The sequence below is a fragment of the Pseudomonas sp. ICMP 460 genome (genome assembly GCF_002723595.1).
In the GTDB taxonomy this organism is placed as follows: domain Bacteria; phylum Pseudomonadota; class Gammaproteobacteria; order Pseudomonadales; family Pseudomonadaceae; genus Aquipseudomonas; species Aquipseudomonas kitaguniensis.
On record NZ_LKBR01000027.1, the window covers coordinates 20,847 to 37,726 of the forward strand.

Annotated in this window: 12 protein-coding genes and 1 pseudogene; all 13 read right to left on the bottom strand. The window is 62.1% G+C overall.

Going from position 1 to position 16,880, the window contains the following annotated elements; all coding sequences use genetic code 11:
• The gene (gene pgaA, locus AO240_RS18535) at nt 1-2,481 is read right to left on the bottom strand and encodes a poly-beta-1,6 N-acetyl-D-glucosamine export porin PgaA (RefSeq protein WP_099238156.1); all 2,481 of its coding nucleotides are present in this window, start codon (nt 2,479-2,481) and stop codon (nt 1-3) included.
• A 247-nt stretch (nt 2,482-2,728) separates the two neighbouring features.
• Nucleotides 2,729-4,225, bottom strand: coding sequence for a YdgA family protein (locus AO240_RS18540; RefSeq protein WP_099238158.1), 1,497 nt, complete (start codon nt 4,223-4,225; stop codon nt 2,729-2,731).
• A gap of 147 nt (nt 4,226-4,372) precedes the next feature.
• Nucleotides 4,373-4,585 (bottom strand): annotated as a pseudogene (locus tag AO240_RS18545) (NADH:ubiquinone oxidoreductase subunit N); the annotation flags it as partial.
• Between the two features lie 54 nt (nt 4,586-4,639).
• On the bottom strand, nt 4,640-6,088 hold the full coding sequence (locus AO240_RS18550) for an efflux transporter outer membrane subunit (protein ID WP_099238160.1): 1,449 nt from the start codon (nt 6,086-6,088) through the stop codon (nt 4,640-4,642).
• A complete protein-coding gene (locus AO240_RS18555; protein ID WP_099238162.1) occupies nt 6,085-6,975 on the bottom strand; it encodes an efflux RND transporter periplasmic adaptor subunit in 891 nt (296 codons plus the stop codon). The genes AO240_RS18550 and AO240_RS18555 overlap by 4 nt, the downstream gene beginning before the upstream one ends.
• Nucleotides 6,972-7,181 (bottom strand): DUF1656 domain-containing protein, encoded by a 210-nt coding sequence (locus tag AO240_RS18560; protein ID WP_012721577.1) that lies wholly within the window; start codon nt 7,179-7,181, stop codon nt 6,972-6,974. Before AO240_RS18560 ends, AO240_RS18555 begins: the two co-directional genes overlap by 4 nt.
• Nucleotides 7,178-9,256 (bottom strand): FUSC family protein, encoded by a 2,079-nt coding sequence (locus AO240_RS18565; protein ID WP_099238164.1) that lies wholly within the window; start codon nt 9,254-9,256, stop codon nt 7,178-7,180. The genes AO240_RS18560 and AO240_RS18565 overlap by 4 nt, the downstream gene beginning before the upstream one ends.
• The gene (locus AO240_RS18570) at nt 9,253-9,672 is read right to left on the bottom strand and encodes a MarR family winged helix-turn-helix transcriptional regulator (protein ID WP_099238166.1); all 420 of its coding nucleotides are present in this window, start codon (nt 9,670-9,672) and stop codon (nt 9,253-9,255) included. The genes AO240_RS18565 and AO240_RS18570 overlap by 4 nt, the downstream gene beginning before the upstream one ends.
• Before the next feature lie 307 nt (nt 9,673-9,979).
• Nucleotides 9,980-10,246, bottom strand: a complete 267-nt coding sequence (locus tag AO240_RS18575; protein WP_099238168.1) for a hypothetical protein — start codon at nt 10,244-10,246, stop codon at nt 9,980-9,982.
• A gap of 541 nt (nt 10,247-10,787) precedes the next feature.
• Nucleotides 10,788-12,392 carry a glycosyltransferase family 39 protein gene (locus AO240_RS18580; RefSeq protein ID WP_099238170.1) on the bottom strand — a complete coding sequence of 535 codons (1,605 nt, stop codon included), beginning with the start codon at nt 12,390-12,392 and terminating at the stop codon, nt 10,788-10,790.
• A gap of 340 nt (nt 12,393-12,732) precedes the next feature.
• Nucleotides 12,733-14,166, bottom strand: coding sequence for an efflux transporter outer membrane subunit (locus AO240_RS18585; RefSeq protein WP_099238172.1), 1,434 nt, complete (start codon nt 14,164-14,166; stop codon nt 12,733-12,735).
• Nucleotides 14,163-15,221, bottom strand: coding sequence for an HlyD family secretion protein (locus AO240_RS18590; protein WP_099238174.1), 1,059 nt, complete (start codon nt 15,219-15,221; stop codon nt 14,163-14,165). Before AO240_RS18590 ends, AO240_RS18585 begins: the two co-directional genes overlap by 4 nt.
• A gap of 27 nt (nt 15,222-15,248) precedes the next feature.
• Nucleotides 15,249-16,784: an MFS transporter gene (locus tag AO240_RS18595; protein WP_099238176.1), complete on the bottom strand. Its 1,536-nt coding sequence runs from the start codon at nt 16,782-16,784 to the stop codon at nt 15,249-15,251.
• Between the last annotated feature and the right edge of the window lie 96 nt (nt 16,785-16,880).

Sequence of the window (16,880 nt, forward strand, 5' to 3'; positions counted from 1 at the left end):
TTAAAAACGGTAAGTGAGGTCGACGAGCAGGCGCAGATCGCGTTCGCGATTGCCGTCATACGTGCGGCTGATCAGGCTCAGGTTGGCGCCGGTTTCCAGCACGTCGTTCCAGCGAAAGCGTTGGCCATAGCCGATCAGGCCGACACCACTGGTGGAATAATCGCGCTGGCTGTACGTACCCGCACCGACCTGGAACTGCTGACTCCACTGGGTCTCGTAGCGGTGATAAAGCACGTGATTGACGGTGAGGGTGGGCAACACGCCGAGTTCCGACTTCGGGTTGAAATACACCGCGTCGTCTTTGGTGTTACGGCTGGCGCCGACTTCCAGGCCCAGGTCCACTTGCACGTGTGGCGAGCTGTAAAGGCCTTCGCGGCCAGTGAGCAAGGCTTCGAGCCGGTCGTTGCCGTCGCTGAAATGCGACGGGCTCAGCGAGAGTTTCCATTCGCGGCTTTCATTCGCGCGCCAGCGGATAAAACCACTGCCGCCGTTGGCCGTAACATCGGCATTCAAAGCCCGCAGCGGCGTGCTGGCCAACAAGTAGCCGAAACTGCCGCCGTATTGCCAGTTATCGTTGATGTCGCGGGCAATCGACACGCCCGCGCCTTGCTTGGCACCATACCCGTAGGAATGGTTGGATACCTCTGCCTGCAAGGTCATGTCACGCGTGCGCCGCTCCACGCCGACACGCTGAAAACGATGCTGGCCAGTGCCTTCGGTAAAGTCTGCGGTGGCGTAACCGGCCCCGGCGAACACGCGCCAGTCTTCGTCGATGGGCGGGCTGTACAGCACGCTTTCGATGCCAAAGTCGCGGCTACCGGCGACCGCGCCGACGTCATCGTTGCCGCCACCGCCGTAGCTTTTACCGGTGTAGGCCTCGACGCGCAGTTCGGCCATGTCGTGCACATCGCGCAACCGGCTGAGGCGCTGCACCTGGCGGTTGTCCGGGTTGCGGGCCAACACGTCATCGGTCAGCGCGTGCAGTTGCCGCCATTCCTGCAGGTCCATGGCGGTATACGCCTGCGATACTTGCAGGCCTATATCACGCGGGGCCTGGGCTTCGATTTGTTTCAGCGAACCTTCAGCGCGGCGCGGCCAATCACGGGCGCGATACACATCGGCTTGGGCAAGGCGCAAGCCGACGTTGCCGGGGGCTTTTTGCGCCAGCGCGTCCAGGCCGGTTTCGCTGCCCGGCAGCTCACCGCCGTAGGTGCCGGCCTGAGCCGCCAGTTGTTGCGCGTCCATCCAACTGTCGCTGGGGTTGCCTGCGGCCAAGCCTTTGAGTTCGACGCGCGGCGGCTGCGTGTTGGCCAGGTGGCTGGCGACGTCGCGCGCTTGCATCACCTTGTCGCTTTCCAACAAGGCGTAAAACAGCGCGGTGCTGTCTTCGACGTGGTCGCCCGGGTTGGCGTCTGCTGCGGTCAAGGCTTGGCGGTACAACGGCTCGGCGTGTTCCGGCTGGCGTTGATCGAGGTACGCGGCGGCTACCCAGCGCACGGCGTACGTTGGCAATTGCACACCTTCGTCTTTAAGCGTGTGGTACTCGCGGATCACCTCAGCGGTGCGCGCCCGCGCCTTCAGGGCGCCGAGACGGTCGATGCGCCAGCGCACCACGTCGTCGTGGGCGCTGGGGTCCGAGGCCCAGCGTGCAAGCAAGGTGGCGTAGTCGTTAAGGGCGCGGTCGGCGATCACGTAGCGTTCTTTTTCGCTGCGCGTGGCGTATTCGGCCATGCGCACGCGCTCTGCGGCGAGGTCGCCTTCAAGGCGGCGCTGGGTGACCGCGTCCAGCACGCCGGGGTGCTTGGCCGACAGGCGCCGCGCCGGTTCCGGCAGGCGGGCTTTTTGCAGAGCAACGATGTATTCGCGGACCACGGCAGGTTTGTCCCCGGCGCGAATAAAGGCCTGGTCAAACTCAAACAGGGCGTCGTAGTTCAAGCCCGCACGGGTCAGCGCATAGCCCAGCGCCATGCGGCGGTTGGGGTCATTGGGTTGCGCCGCCACCAGTGCGCGCGTGCGTTGCAACGCCTCGGCGGTTTGGCCGCCATCGGCTTGGGTCAGGGCTTGGCCCAATTGCAGGTCAACATTATTCGGTTCGCGCAGCAGGGCCTGTTGATAGACCACCAGGGCTTGCGGCCACTGCTTTTGATTGCGATAGGTACGCGCCACGGTGGCCAGCGCCTGCGTGGTCAGGTTGCGATGCTTGCCCGCCGCTTCGTACACCTTCAACACCTCGGCGTCTTGCCCGGCCCAGCCGGCAATCACCAAGTGATCGCTGATTTGGCCTGGCGTTTGGCGTTCGGCAGGCAACTGGCGCAATTGGCTGAGGGCTGGCGTGAAGTTGCCGTTACGCGCCTGGATAATCAGGGCGTCGTAGGCCGGGTCGGCCAAGGCGCACGCGGGCATTAACAAGTGGCTGCACAAGGCGGCCCCGATGAGCAGTCGCAACCGGCCTGAGGCGCTGAAGGGTAGGTTTCGCAGCATATCGAGAGCTTCCTTACACACGGAAAGCTCTGACGATAGGTAGACCTGAGCGATGCGCGTCAGGGTGTCGGCGTCCAGTGACCCAACCTAGCTTTCCTGTAGGAACTATCCCTTACGAATGCAGGGAAAAGACCGATTCAGAACAATTGTTCAGAATTACCCGCTCACAAAAACGAATGGGGGAGCGGCCGCTGCCTCAGGCAACCCCACTCCCCCACGCTTTATTGCTTGCTTGATGCAGGAAACGTTACTGCGCGCCGCTCACAGCACCCAACTTGGCCGTCATCAGGCTAATGAATTGCTCAACGGTCATTTTTTGGCCGTTGAAGGTCACTTCATTGTTGGCGTAATGCAGCTTGGACACCACATCCGTGCCCACCAGTGTCGCCAGCTGAGTGCCGACCGCCATGCCGCTGACCATCTCGGCGGCCATCTGCGACTGCTGCTCGATGGCTTTAGGGTCAGTCACGCCACCCGCCTGCGCTTGCAAGGCGGCCACGTCACCGATCATTGGCTCGGACAGGGTCAGGTTGGCGTCCAGCAGCGCAATGGCCTGCTTGCCCAATTCAACCGGTGGCAGCTCCAGCGATGCCGGTTTGGTCAGGTCGACGACCAGGTTGAATTTGCTTTCGCCATGGGTGGTTTTCAGCGAGAGGTTTTCCACCGCCAGTTGCGGCTTGGCAGCCAGCACTTGGTTGACGTTGGTCTCGGCCAGGGTTTGCTCGGCTTCAGTCAGTTGCAACTCAGGCATCGGTTGGTTCGCAGCGGAAGCTGCCTGCACCGGTTGCATCTTGTCCTGGTACAGCTTGGTCAGTGCCAGCATGCCCGGAATATCGATGTTCTTCATGCTCACGGCCATGGCCGCCGAACCGACAGGTTTGCCCTGATAACCGATCTCGTCGATCTTGTAGTCAACACGGCCTGCCAGGTTGTTGCCCTTGGCCTCGCTGCTGTCTTTTTGCTCGAAGCCCTTGAGCGTCAGCACGGTTTTCTGCGGGCCGAAGGTGACTTTGGTGTCGGTCAGCTCAATGGTGTTTTGCCCGGTGTAGAAACCGAACGTGGATTTTTCCAGGTTGCTGGCCACGGTCAGGCCCGACAGCTCGGCTTCGAACGGCTCGCCTTTGGCGTCGATCAACGCGACTTTAAGGCTATTCATGTAGCCGCTGGCCTTGACCTTCTGGCCTTCGGCGCTGCTGTCGACGTCGAGGTTGGCGCCGGAGAAGCTTACCGAGGACTTGTCGTCCTTGATTTCCAGGGGCAGCAATTCGACATTGCCATTCACCGAGCGGTTATAGCCGATGTTCGCCACGCCTTTGACCGGCGATACGTCTTTGCTCGCGGCGAACCATTTTTCGGTGGTGGGGTTTTTTTCCATCTCGTAATGACTGGTGGCCATGACCGGCAACCATTTCAGCGACACCAGGCGCGAGAACGGCAGCGGGCCGTGTTCAATGTGGTCAACGAACAACAGCTCCGGGTTCGGGTTGGCGTCGCCGAATACACTGCCCTGCCCTTTGAGGCGGTAGTGCGCAGTACTGCTGAACAGGCCACGGTCCAGCGACACCAGCTCCAGGTTCAAGCTGCCATCGGTGCCGGCCATGGACGTTTGCAGTTCCTTGTTAGCGTTCTGGATCGCGGTTTGCAGCACCGGCTCCAGTTGCTTGCCGGTGTACCAGGCGCCGCCTGCACTGACGACGCCGACGGCGACAACGAAACCCAAAAGAACGACTGCTGGCTTATTCATGAAGTGACCTGATCAAATCCTGTGAGAAGTGGGCTGTCTTCCTTGAACCCCGAAAGGGTTGGCTCAAGCCCGCCGAAAACGGGGGAAGATTAGCACTGGCGGCCGAGAACGGCGCAGCTTTTCAGAGGGGGCAGCCTGGCAGTTGGTTCACGGGTACCGCGTTTTGATCTCATCCAGCGGGTGGTCAAAACGCTTCAAACGCGCCGTCCAGGTGTACACCAACACCTCAAACTCACGGTGTGTAACGGCATTGTTCGAGGTAATGGCCTTCAGATCGCAGACGTCCAATGGGTAACGCTCGCGGCCCATGGCAGCGGCCACATCAGACAATTCCCACGCGCTATTCAGCCAATGCCTACCGGACCGCCTGATAAAAAATCAAGGCAGACCACCTTTTGCGGCATCGCTATTGGCTCAGGGTTTGCCGGGCGGTGACGCTTGCGTTCGTGCGCTTTCCCAACCGCCGCCCAACGCCAGGAACAGATTGATCTGGCTCATGGCAACCTGAGTGTTCGCCGCCGCCAGTTGCGCGCGCACGTCGGTGTAGGTGCGCGTGGCTTGCAGGTCGGCGAGGAACGAGGCACGGCCGGCCTGGAAGAAACGGTGCGTCTGTTGCGCAGCTTCTTTGGCGGAGTTACCGGCATCTGCCAGTGCATCCCGGCGCTGCAACTGCGCGGTGTACTGCGCCAGGCCGGTCTGGGTCTCGCGGATGGCGTTGAGCACCACCCCGTCAAAATGCGCCAGCGCGCCTTGGGTGGCAGCTTCGGCTTCGTGAATACGTGCACGCGCGCCGTTGGTTGGCACCGTCCAACTGATCAGCGGGCCAAAGCCCCAGCGATTGGTCGCTGGCGTGCCCAAGTCGTCAAGCAAGCCAACCGTGCCCACGGTGGCGCCGATGCTGATGTCTGGGTACAACGCGCCGGTGGCCACGCCGATACGCGCGGTGGCGGCGGCCAGTTGGCGCTCGGCCTGGCGTACATCGGGGCGGCGCTTGAGCAAGGTGGCGCCGTCGCCCACCGGCAATAACTGGGCAATGTGCGGCAGCTCGGCGCAGCTGTCGGTGCCTGCCGGCAGTTGGTCCAGCGGCGTGGCCAACAGCATCGACAGGCGGAACAGCCCGGCCTGGCGCGCCGCCTGGTAGCGCGGCATGTCGGCGCGCAAGGATTTGTATTGGGTTTGCGAACGGGTCACTTGGGTTTCGTCACCGCGCCCGGCGTCACGCAGGCGCTGGGTCAACTGGGTACTCTGCGCTTGCAGGCCGAGGGACTCGTTGGCAATCGCCAGTTCTTCGTTGGCCGCGCAGACTTGGGTGTAGGAACGCACCACATCGGCTACCAGCGTAATACGCGCGGTATCGGCGGCGGCTTGGGCCGCGTCCGCACTGGCGTGGGCGCTTTCGATGCCGCGCTGCAAGGTGCCGAACAAGTCGAATTGGTAGGACGTGCTGATGCTCGCGGAACCGATGTTGCCCACCGGGACTTTTTCCGTGAGCAAATAGGCTTCGCCGGACTCTTGCAGGCGCTGGGCTTCAGCCTTGGCACCCACGCTCCAACCGCCCGCAGATTCCGCCTGTTGGGTCTGGAAGCGCGCGCGTTGCAGGTTGGCGGCGGCCACGCGCAGGTCGGTGTTCGACGCCATGGCCTGGCGCACCAGCGCATCCAGGCGCGGGTCGTTGTAGAGCTTCCACCAGTCGGCCGGCACCGGCGCCGACACCACGTTGTTACCCTCGCCCGCGAGCTGCCCTTGCAGGTCGTCACGGTTGATGGCGGCGTTTTCCGGCAACTTATAATCCGGGCCTACCGCTTGGCAGGCCGACAGCAGCACACCCAAGCCGACCGTGGCCAGCAACGCCGCCGGTTTCATGGTTTTTCTCCGTCTTTAGCCGTGTCGGCAATGATCGACACGGTGGCCGTGCGCCCGGCGATCATGCGGAAGTCCGCCGGCACCTCATCAAAGGCGATGCGCACCGGAATCCGCTGGGCCAGGCGCACCCAGCTGAACGCCGGGTTGACGTTGGGCAACAGGTTGGAACCGCTGCTGCGGTCGCGGTCTTCGATACCGGCGACGATGCTCTGCACATGGCCGCGCAAGCGCGCGTTGTCGCCGATCACGCGAATATCCACCGCCATGCCGACGTGAATCCCGTCCAGCTTGGTTTCTTCAAAGTAGCCGTCGATGTGGAAGGAATTGCTGTCCACCACCGACAGCACCGGGCGCCCGGCCGTCACGAATTCCTGCGCACGCGGCGCGCGGTCGTTGACGTAGCCGTCCACGGGGCTGCGGATCACCGAGCGGTCGAGGTTGAGTTGGGCGGCGTCCACCGTCACTTGTGCCTCGGCCAACGCAGATTGAGCGCGGGCCACGCGCGACTGGCTTTCTTCCAGTTGCTCGCTCGGCACCAAATTGCCCAGGCCACGGTTACGCTTGTACTCGCGAGTGGCCTGGGCCAGGGTTTCCTGACGGTCAGCCACGGCGGCCTGGGCTTGGCGCAGGGCCAGCTTGAAGCGGTCCTGGTCAACCGCAAACAGCACCTGGCCCTTGGCGACGAGCTGGTTGTCGCGCACGTCGACTTGCTGGATCAGCCCGGACACGTCCGGTGCGATCTGCACGATGTCGGCACGGATGTGCCCGTCACGGGTCCAGGGCGCAAACATGTAATACATGACCATGCGCCACACAACGACGACCGCAAACGTCACGATCAACAGCGTCAGGACGACACGGCCGATGGTCAAAAAAGGTTTTTTCATGTCATGAGGTATCGACTGAGTGAGTCCACCGCGCCCAACAACAGCGCGTAGAGCCCCACATTGAACAATGCCCGGTGCCAGACCAGGCGATAGAAGTGGACGCGGGTTAATAGCCCGTGCACCACCAGAAACAGCACATACGTAATGCCCATCAGCACCAGCAACGTGGGCAGGAACACCCCGCTGATGTCCAGGTCACCGATCATAAAGGCGCTCCATCAGGCAGCGGCGCTTCCAGTTCGGTGCCGCCAATAAATTCCACGCCCGGCAGCAGCGACAGGCGTAAACCGGCCAGTGCATGCAACAGATGCAGGCGGCTGTCGTGTTCGTTTTGCAGGCCCTGGCCGTTGAGGGCGCGGCGCGTGCGGTCGAGTGTCATCAGCAGACCGCTGGGCGCAGGCAAGCGTTCACCCGCTTTGAGGCAGGCCTTGAAGTACCCGCCAACGCCCTCGACCACTTGGTTGAGCAATACGCGTGGCACGCCGTGGATGCGTGGCGAGTAGGCGAGCAGATCAAGCAGGTTCAGCGCCACACGCAAATCGCGCAGGGCGATGCCGGTGTCCTGGCCGATGATTGCCAGGCGCGGCAAGTGTTGCATCAAGCGGTCGAGCATTTGCGCGGCCATGTGCCGGTGTTCGGCGAGGGTCGCAGGTTCGGTGAGGCTGACAATGTCGCGCCAGCTAAAGCGGGTCAGGCGCTTGGCCGCCAGCTCAGCGCCGAAAGGCCGCGCCACCAGCGTCCACACAAACGCAAACAGCAAGCCCACCGGCCCGGCCAGGTTGACGTTGGCGAAGTTCAGGAAGTCTGCGTCATACGCGCCCTGGATGCTGATGAACGACGAGGTGTTCACCAGCGTCAGCAGCATGCCCAAGTAGAAACGCGGCTGCACGGTGAGCGTGCCGATGCAGATAAACGGCACGGCGAACGCCAGCACCAGCATCGGGAAATCATGCAGGTTGGGCAGCACCAAAAACAGATACAGGCTGGCGAACAACACTGACATGGCGGTCCAGAAAAAGAACCGGTAGATCTGCGGCGCCGGGTCGTCCATCGAGGCAAAAAAGCTGCACGCCACGGCGGCCAGAATCACCGCGCTGCCGCCATCGGTCCAGCCCAGCAGAATCCACAATACCGAGGCGACGACAATCGCGGTGACGGTGGAAAACGCCGAATAGAACATCAGGCCACGGTCGAGGAACGGCGTCAGCCGGCCGAGGCGCCAGTGACGGTAAACCGCGCGCCAGGTGTCTTGGCTTTCGCATTGCAGCGCGGCTTGCAGGCTGCGGCAGTCTTGCCACAGGTCGATCCATTCACCCAGCCGATACAGGGCGTTGGAGAACAGCAGTGTGTGCCGGTCGTTCAGCGCTTCGCCGGCCGGTTGCAGGGCGTCGACTTGGTCACGCAGCACGCGCCAGCGTTCCAGCGGTGCGCTTTCGGTGGTGCTTGCAAGCCATTGCTCAGCCGCTTGCAATAGCGGTGCAAGGCGGTCGAGAAACTCCGGCGCGCGATGCTCGACGGCGTACACCGCATCGTCGAGCGCATCGATCACCGGCATCAGGTGAATCATCCGCCCGCGCAGCTCTTTGGTGTTGCGCACCGTTTGCGGCCGCGCGCCTTCGTGCGGCAACTGGCCGATCATCAATTCCAGGGTATTAAAGGTCGCCACCATGGTGCCGCGCAGGTTGCTCACCTCTTCAGGCTGCACGTTGCGCGTCAAAAAGCGCTGGCTGTAAACCTGCGCATCGGCGAACCACTTGGCCACCGAACCATCGAACACCGGCATCAGCCGACGTGGCCAGAACATCGCCCCCACCACCGCCGCTACCGCGATGCCAAGGAAAATTTCTTCGGTGCGCGCCTCGGCCACATCCCACACCGCCAGCGGGTTATCCACCACCGGCAAGGCGATCAGCGGCAAGGTGTAACCGGCGAGCATCAAGGCGTAGTTATTCGCCGTGCGCAGGTGCATCGACAGGAACAGCAAAATGCCCGTCCACAGCGCAATCACCACCACCAGCACATAAGGCGCTTGCACAAACATCGGCACAAAAATCACCGCGGCCGCGGCCCCCATAAAAGTGCCGACGGCGCGGTACAGCGCCTTGGAGCTGGTAGGGCCGACAAACGGGCTGGAGACGATATACACCGTGGCCATCGCCCAGTACGGACGCGGCATTTGCATGAGCATGGCGATGTACAACGCGATCATCGACGCCGCGAACGTACGTACGCCGTAAAACCAGTCACGGGCAGGCGGGAAGCCGCTGAAAAATCCGTTCAAGACGCTGCAACCCCGGCCACTTCAAAGGCCCGCAGTACGCGCAGCGCCGCTTCGAGATCGCTGCGGCAAATGTCCGACAGCACGTCCTGGCGCAGGCGCACCAGTTGCACTTCCACCGCTTGCACCAGCTCACGGCCACGCGCGGTGAGGCTCAAGGCCTTGGCGCGACGGTCGTGGATGTCTTCGGTACGGCACACGTAGCCGCCGCTGCACAGTTGGTCGAGCAAGCGCACCAGCGACGGGCTTTCAATTCCCGAGGCCTGGGCGACTTTTACTTGATGCACACCGTCGCCCAAGCGGCCGATCATCAATAACGGCACGGCGCAGGCTTCGGAAATACCGTAGCTCACCAGCGTGGTCTGGCAGATTTTGCGCCAATTACGGGCGCCCACCACCATGCTGCTGCTGAGGTTCATGTGGAGTTGTTCGAGGGTTTGAGGCACAAGACAGTTCGCATACAGTTAGTTTGCTAACTATCAATATGAGGGAGTGATCCAAGTCAGTCAAGTTTCGAAACACATTCGCTGATCGGTGGCGGGTTTCGACGCAGGCTGATAGAGCTGTTGTGGCGAGCGGGCTTGCTCGCGTTGGGCTGCGAAGCAGCCCTTTTAATGAGGAATGCAATAGTGCAGGCACTCCGCAGCGTCTGGTTTTGGGGCTGCTACGCAGCCCAGCGCGAGCAAGCCCGCTCGCCACAACGGGCCTGTTACCTTGGCGCTGGCTTCAGCTTTGCTGTTCGGCCTGCGCATCCAGGCGGCGCTGGATTTCGCCCATCATGTCCAAGCCATCTCGCAGCGAGACCAACGCCGCCGTCACCAGGTGCTGGCGGTTTTGTTCGTCGGTGGTTGAGGTGAGTGTGTCGAGCAGCTCAGTGCCGATACGCACGCGACTGCGGGCGGTTTCGTGCAGCAAGTGCGAGGGGGCGAAGGTGTTGAAGGTCAGCACGGGAACGCTGGTCGGGTTGCTTTGAAACGGCTTGTATTGTTCCATCGATAAAACCTCACAGATAAGAGTTTGAACCACTCGATCTTGTCGCCAAACAAGAAAGGTGGCAGCTGTACGCAGGTTGGCGAACCGGTTATCTGTGAAACCCGGCAGATCCGAAGATCTCCCGCGCACAGCCGCCATAGAGCCCAGCGCCTTCATCCAAAGATGAAAAAGCACGGGATATGAACGCTGAAACGCGTCACAGAAACTCGGATCGCCAAATCCGATCGCCGATAGGCGGCGATGGGGCGAACTATAGGTGGGATGGTTGAGGCTGTGCAACCGCTACCGCGTTAGCTGATCACCTTCCCCGCTTCGACCTCGATAAACTCAAACACCTCATCCGGCACACTGTACTGAAACTGCTTGCGACGGTGCTTCGACACCTCGGAAAAAGTTCACTCAGGCGATTAAAGCCCAGATTTTTTCAACCATAACCAGATTTTTTCAAGTTATGGCTTTTTTCCCAAGTTTTTTACACCCCTCGCCGGGCTCGCAACAACATTGCATGAGCGGCTCCCGAGCAGTAACGAATCCACTGAGCCTAGCGGCAGCCCTCAGGATGCGGTTGCGGCCCGTTGCACACGACGAACAAACGCGCCCTGGCACCGCCGCCATCTTGCCGGCTCAGCTCGCGCCAGCCTTCGGGCAGCGGGGCAAAATCGTCCGGCGCCTCAACGCTGCTGATCAGCCATACGCGGTGGGTATCGGCGGGCAATGCCGCCAGTCGGTCGAGGTAGATGCGCCCGCCGTCCTGGTCCACCAGCGTGCCGAAACCATAGGCATTCGGGCGGGTGGGCGTACCGTCCGGTTTAGGCGGGGTGTAAAGCTGCAGTTGGGCGTCGGTCTGGTCGTAATACACGTAGCTGAGGTACCACATCATGTCGCTGAGGACGATGCGGTCGTCTTCCTGGTAATTGCGGTTGACGAACTCCACCGGCACGTTGAATTGGTCTTGCTCATCCACGCTGAAATTGTTTTTCAACCCCAGTAGCTCCACCCCGACGAACAGCACGAACAACGCTGCTCCCAGCAGCGACAGGCGCGATGGCAGGCGGTCGATGGCCAGGGCCAGGAGGATCGGCAACCCAAACGCGTAAACAGTGAGGTAACGCTCGATAAACACCGGGGACAGAAACGACACTGCGTACACCAACAGCAGTGGCAGCAAAAAGAACAGCGCCAGCAAGCTGGCTGGCCGGTAACGCTCGCGGTCCCGCCAGGTGGTGACGCCGACGATGCTCACCAACAGTATCGGAAACAGCCAGAACAGCGGCTGCCAGAAGCCAATACCTTCATCCTGCAGCACGAATTGCCAGACCATGGATGGCAGGGAAAACACGTTGACCGGCTCTTCCCAGCCAATATCGCCGCCTACTTTCAACTGTTCCACGTGTTGCACCAGGTCCAGCAGGTTCGGTAACCAAGGCAAGTACAGCAGCACAATCGTGACGTTGGTCAGCCACCAGGCAGGGCGCAAAATCAAACGCTGGCCCGGCGCACGGGATGCGCTCAACACCGCAAGGTAAGCCCAATGCACCAGCACGCAGAGCGCGGTGAAGTAATGCGTGTAGAAGCCTGCGGTCATCAGCAGCCCATACGCCACCAGGTAGCGCGTGCGTTCGGGCTGACGCACCCAATACACCAGCGCCAGCGTGGCGCCCAGCAGCCACACGCCGAGCAGTGAATACATGCGCACTTCCTGGCTGTAGCGTACCGCCGTGGGCAGCAGCGCCAGCAGAATCCCCGCCAGCACCGCCGCACGCCGAGTGGAGAGTTGCCGCGTCAGCCAGATACCCAGGCCCACGGCGACCACGCCAGGGATTGCGCTCATGCCGCGAATCGACCAGATGCTGTCGCCGAACAGCTCGATCCAGCCACGCAACATGAAAAAATACAGCGGCGGGTGCACATCGTGCGCCGCGTGAAACCACAGGTCGCCCGCCGCGTATTCGCTCAATAGCAGGCTAGAGCCTTCGTCGCCCCAAATTGCCGACGCCGTGAGGTTGTAAAAACGCAGGGCCATGGCCAATGCCAGGATCGGCACCCACCATAATTGGCTGATATAGCTGGCGCCTTCCCAGGAAAAGCGACTGAATGCGGGTAACCCCCCAAGCTTTTTGTTTTGCTCTACCACAGACCGATGCACCTCAATTCCCCTGCCATTACCTGAATCACCTGACGCAAACACCGCCACTCTAGGACAAAAGCCTGTGATTCGCTTCTGGAATCGGACAAAGCCTTGATCCTGCATTGGTCGCAAAAGTTCTACGTCCAACTGCTGGAACCGAGTGAATGGTTTGGTGGGGAATGGGGTGTTTTGCTGAATCGTTGATGGGTGGGCAATTTTCGTGTGGGAGCGGGCTTGCTCGCGATGGCGTTGGATCAGCCAAAAAATAGTAATCTGACACACCGCTATCGCGAGCAAGCCCACTCCCACACATTTGACCGAGTTCGGCCAAAATAGAACTCCCAGATTGGAGCTGTGCTTAGCCAGCAGGGTAAACCGACTGCCAGCCGCCGCCCAATGCCTTGTATAAGCCAACCATGGCCAGTGACACGCTGGTGGAGCTTTCCACCCACTGTTCCTGCGTCGCCAGCAGGGCGCTTTGTACGGTGAGTACGTTGACGAAATCGGCTACGCCTTCGACGTACTGATGTTGCGCGGTGGTGAGGGCGATCTGGTTTTGGCGTACCGCCTCGGCGAGGCTGTCGCGGCGCAATTGGCTGGCGTTGTAGCGGGTCAGTTGGTCGTCGATTTCATGCCAGGCACGCAGCACGGTTTGCTGGTAGGCCAGCGCGGCTTCCTGTTGCTGGGCTTCGCGCAGGTTCAACATGCCTTGCAGGCGCCCGCCATTGAACAGCGGCAGGCTGAACTGCGGGCCGAAGGCAAAGGCGCGCGAGCCCCAGGAGCCGAAATCCGACAGTTGCAGGGCTTGCGAGCCGAGGCTGCCAGACAAGGTGATGCGCGGGTAGAAGTCGCCTTTGGCCACGCCGATATTCGCAGTGGCCGCGTGCAAACGCGCCTCGGCCTGGCGAATGTCGGGGCGGCGTTCGGCGAGTTCCGACGGCAGGCCGATGGTGACTTGGCGCTGGGCCTGCGGCACGGCGGCGTCTTTGGACAACTGCGCGTGCAGCGCTTGCGGCGGCTCGCCCATCAACAGGCTCAGGGCGTTGATCAACTGGTCCTGGCGCTGCTGCAAATCAGGCAGGCGCGCTTCGATGGCGGCCACCTGCGCGGCGGCTTCGGCCACGTCCAGGTCGGTCGCCACGCCATCGGCCAGGCGCAGTTGCGAGAGCTTGAGGCTGTGGCGGGCGACGTCGAGGTTTTGCTCAGTAACGACGCGGGTGTTCTGCACGCCGCGCAACTGAATGTAATCCTGAGCGGTGTCGGCGAGTACCGATAACAGCACGGCGCGGCGGTCGTTTTCGGCCACTTGCAGCGTGGCGTCGGCGGCCTCGGTTTCACGTTTGACGCGGCCCCAGAAGTCCAGCTCCCAAGCGGCCGAGAAGCCTGCGTCCCACTGGTTGAACGCGGAACGGCCATTTTCGCCAGACGGATCATTCAAGCCTTTGCCGCTGTTGCGTTGGCGTAGGTAATCACCGCTGGCATTGAGGTTGGGGTAGCGCTCGGCGGTGGTCACCTGGCGTACGGCGCGGCTCTGTTGCAAACGGCTGCCGGCCAGTTTCAGGTCGAGGTTATCGCTGAGGGCGCGCTGCGTGAGGGCTGAGAGCTGCGCGTCATGGAACACTTCCCACCAGCGCTCCTGCAACGGGTCGTTGACCGCGCGGCTGGCGGCCTGTCGCCCTTGTGGCTCGCTCCATGGGTTGACGGGCGAGCCTTGCGGCCGCTGGAAATCCGGGCCGACGGTGCACGCACTCAGGCTGATCAGGCTCAAGCTGAGCCAGGCAAATCGCTTCATTGCTGGGCCACCTCACGCGGCTGCGTGATCGGCTGGGTGTCGACGCTGGCTTCCACCGACATGCCGACGCGCAGCCGTTCGGTCAGCGGCTGATTGGGCTCCAGCACAATCTTCACCGGAATGCGCTGCACCACCTTGGTGAAATTGCCCGTGGCATTGTCGGGTTTGACCGACGCGAAGGTCACGCCGGTGGCCGGCGCCAGGCTTTCCAAATGGCCGTTGAGCAGTTCACCGTCGAGGCTGTCGACGCGCACTTGCACGGCTTGGCCGGCGTGCATGTGCGACAGCTGAGTCTCCTGGAAGTTGGCCACCACAAAGGCCTCGGTCAACGGCACCACCGCGAGTAGTTTGCTGCCCGGCGTCACATAGGCGCCAACCCGCACCGCGCGCTCGCCGACCATGCCATCCATCGGCGCGACGATGCGCGTGTAGGACAACTGATAGCTGGCCATTTCCAGGGCCGCCTGCGCGCGTTTAAGCCCACCTTCGGCGGCGTCACGCTGGGCGCCGAGAATTTCCACCTGCTTGCGTTCGGCCGCCAGCACCGCGGTGGCATTCGCCAGGCGCGCGGTGGCCTGGTCGATGCGGGTTTTGGCTTGTTGGGCGTTCTGCACAGTGCCCGCGCCCACACCGGCGAGGTGGTTGTAGCGGTTCAGTTCGTGTTCGGCGAAGGCCACCTCGGCGCGGTCTGCTGCGACGCTGGCTTGCGCTTGGGCGATCACCGAGCTTTGCCGCTCCAGGGTTGCAGTGGCGTTTTTCAATTGGGCCTGGGCGACGAGCGTATCGGCGTCGGCCGCTTGCGCGGCGGCGCGAAAATCGCGGTCGTCGATCAGCGCCAACAGTTGGCCGGCTTTGACGCGCTGGTTGTCCTCCACCAGCACTTCCTTGATGAAGCCGGCCACGCGCGGCGCCACCAGGGTGAAGTCGGCGGCGACGAAGGCGTCGTTGGTGGTCTGGCGCGTGTTGCCCAAAAGGCTCGGCGCAACCCGGTACGCCAACACCGCGACGGCGAACACGGCGATAGCGGAAAGGGCAATTTTGTCTTTGCGTTTCATCAACAATCCTTTTGGCTCAGTGAGCAATCAAGTCGGTGCGCGGGGCGGAAAGATCCGCGTGGGCATCCAGAAGATCAGCAGGATCAACGCCACCGCGACAGCCGCCATGACGTAATAAAGGTCTGCAGACGTCAGCACCACGGCCTGCTCGTGCAGCCGGTGCGCCAGGCCAGGCGCATCGCCGTCGGCCAGCGGCGAGTTGCCCAAACGGTCCACCAACATGCTTGAGTGGAAGTGCAAACGCTGAGTGGTCAGCACCTCCAGCAGCGCCGTGGCGACCACGGCGGCGAGGCCTTTGACGGTGTTGAACCAGGCCGAGGCAAACGGGCCGTCCATCGGCTGAATGCTGCCGGTGGAGAGCATCAGCAGCGGCAGCACGGCCATCGGTTGACCGAAGATTTGCAGCAGGTACAAGCCATAGAAATCGTCGCGAACCCATGCTGATGTCAGGTGCGCGCTGCCCACGCAACACAGCGCCAGCATGCTCAAACCGAGCCCCAGCACCCAACGGCAGTCGACCCAGCGCAGGTTGCACAACGCCGCCACCAACGGCAGCGCAATCAACTGCGGCAGCGCCATCAGCAGCATCACCGGCGCGGTTTGCAATGGTCGATAACCTTGCACCTGCGCAAGAAAACTCGACGGAATGATGATCACCGAGGTCAGCACCATCAGTACGCCTGCCAGCACGATCAAGGCGAACGCCAAGTTGCGCAGGCCGAGCATCTGTAACTTGAAAAACGGGATCGGCTGCGACCACTCGTTGACCAGAAACAGCACCAGCAACAATGTGCCGCCGCTCAGCAGAAAGGTGATCAGGCCGGACTCGAACCAGTCCAGTCGGTTGCCTTGCAACAGGCCGATCACCAGCATGCAGATCGCCGGGAACCCCAGCAGCAGGCCGCGCCAATTGAACTGCTTGAAGCGCTCCAGGCGCAGCGGGTCTTGCGGCAAGCCGTAGGCCACCGCAGCCATCGCCAGCAAGCACGGCGCGACGATTTGCCAGAACGCCCATTGCCAGCCGACGTATTCGGTCCACAGCGCGGCCAGCGGCGTGCCCAGGCTGGGGCCGAACGTTGCGGTGAGCGCATAGCCGGCCAGGCCGTACAGTTTGACGTTGGCCGGCAGGAAGCGCAGCGCCACGGTCATCAGCATCGGCGGCAACGCACCACCGGCCAGGCCCTGCACGGTGCGCAACAGCAGCAGGCTTGGGTAGTTAGGCGCAAACGGGCACAGGATGCCCAGCACGGTAAACAACCCGATGGCGCACAGGGTGAAGCGGCGCAGTGAAAACGTCACCGCACACCACGGCGCAAAGGCCATGGCCGCGACGGAGGTGGCGGTGTAGGCGGCGACCAGCCAGGTGCCTTCGTCGAAGCCTATGAACAGCGCGCCGCGAATATCAGCGAGGGCGACCTTGGTGACCATCTCGTTGAGGCCGGACACCAACACGGCCAGCAACACGCCGACCAGGCCTGTGATGATGCGTGGGCCAAATACAGGCGGGCTGAGGGCAGTGGGTGTGGCTGCGGCCTGTAAGGCGGGGGCAGCGAGCGATGTCATCAACACGTAACTCAGGATTAAAAATACCCGAGCAGTTTAATCAGGCACATGCATGACAAAAAGTTACTTACCCGAAGCTTATAAGTGCGCCAGACG

What these genes read in the sequence shown, in the direction of transcription:
- AO240_RS18590 (WP_099238174.1), bottom strand. Translation starts at nt 15,221, where the DNA reads ATGAAACGCAAAGACAAAATTGCCCTTTCCGCTATCGCCGTGTTCGCC.
- AO240_RS18595 (WP_099238176.1), bottom strand. Translation starts at nt 16,784, where the DNA reads ATGACATCGCTCGCTGCCCCCGCCTTACAGGCCGCAGCCACACCCACT.
- AO240_RS18570 (WP_099238166.1), bottom strand. Translation starts at nt 9,672, where the DNA reads ATGAACCTCAGCAGCAGCATGGTGGTGGGCGCCCGTAATTGGCGCAAA.
- AO240_RS18550 (WP_099238160.1), bottom strand. Translation starts at nt 6,088, where the DNA reads ATGAAACCGGCGGCGTTGCTGGCCACGGTCGGCTTGGGTGTGCTGCTG.
- pgaA (WP_099238156.1), bottom strand. Translation starts at nt 2,481, where the DNA reads ATGCTGCGAAACCTACCCTTCAGCGCCTCAGGCCGGTTGCGACTGCTC.
- AO240_RS18575 (WP_099238168.1), bottom strand. Translation starts at nt 10,246, where the DNA reads ATGGAACAATACAAGCCGTTTCAAAGCAACCCGACCAGCGTTCCCGTG.
- AO240_RS18560 (WP_012721577.1), bottom strand. Translation starts at nt 7,181, where the DNA reads ATGATCGGTGACCTGGACATCAGCGGGGTGTTCCTGCCCACGTTGCTG.
- AO240_RS18540 (WP_099238158.1), bottom strand. Translation starts at nt 4,225, where the DNA reads ATGAATAAGCCAGCAGTCGTTCTTTTGGGTTTCGTTGTCGCCGTCGGC.
- AO240_RS18555 (WP_099238162.1), bottom strand. Translation starts at nt 6,975, where the DNA reads ATGAAAAAACCTTTTTTGACCATCGGCCGTGTCGTCCTGACGCTGTTG.
- AO240_RS18585 (WP_099238172.1), bottom strand. Translation starts at nt 14,166, where the DNA reads ATGAAGCGATTTGCCTGGCTCAGCTTGAGCCTGATCAGCCTGAGTGCG.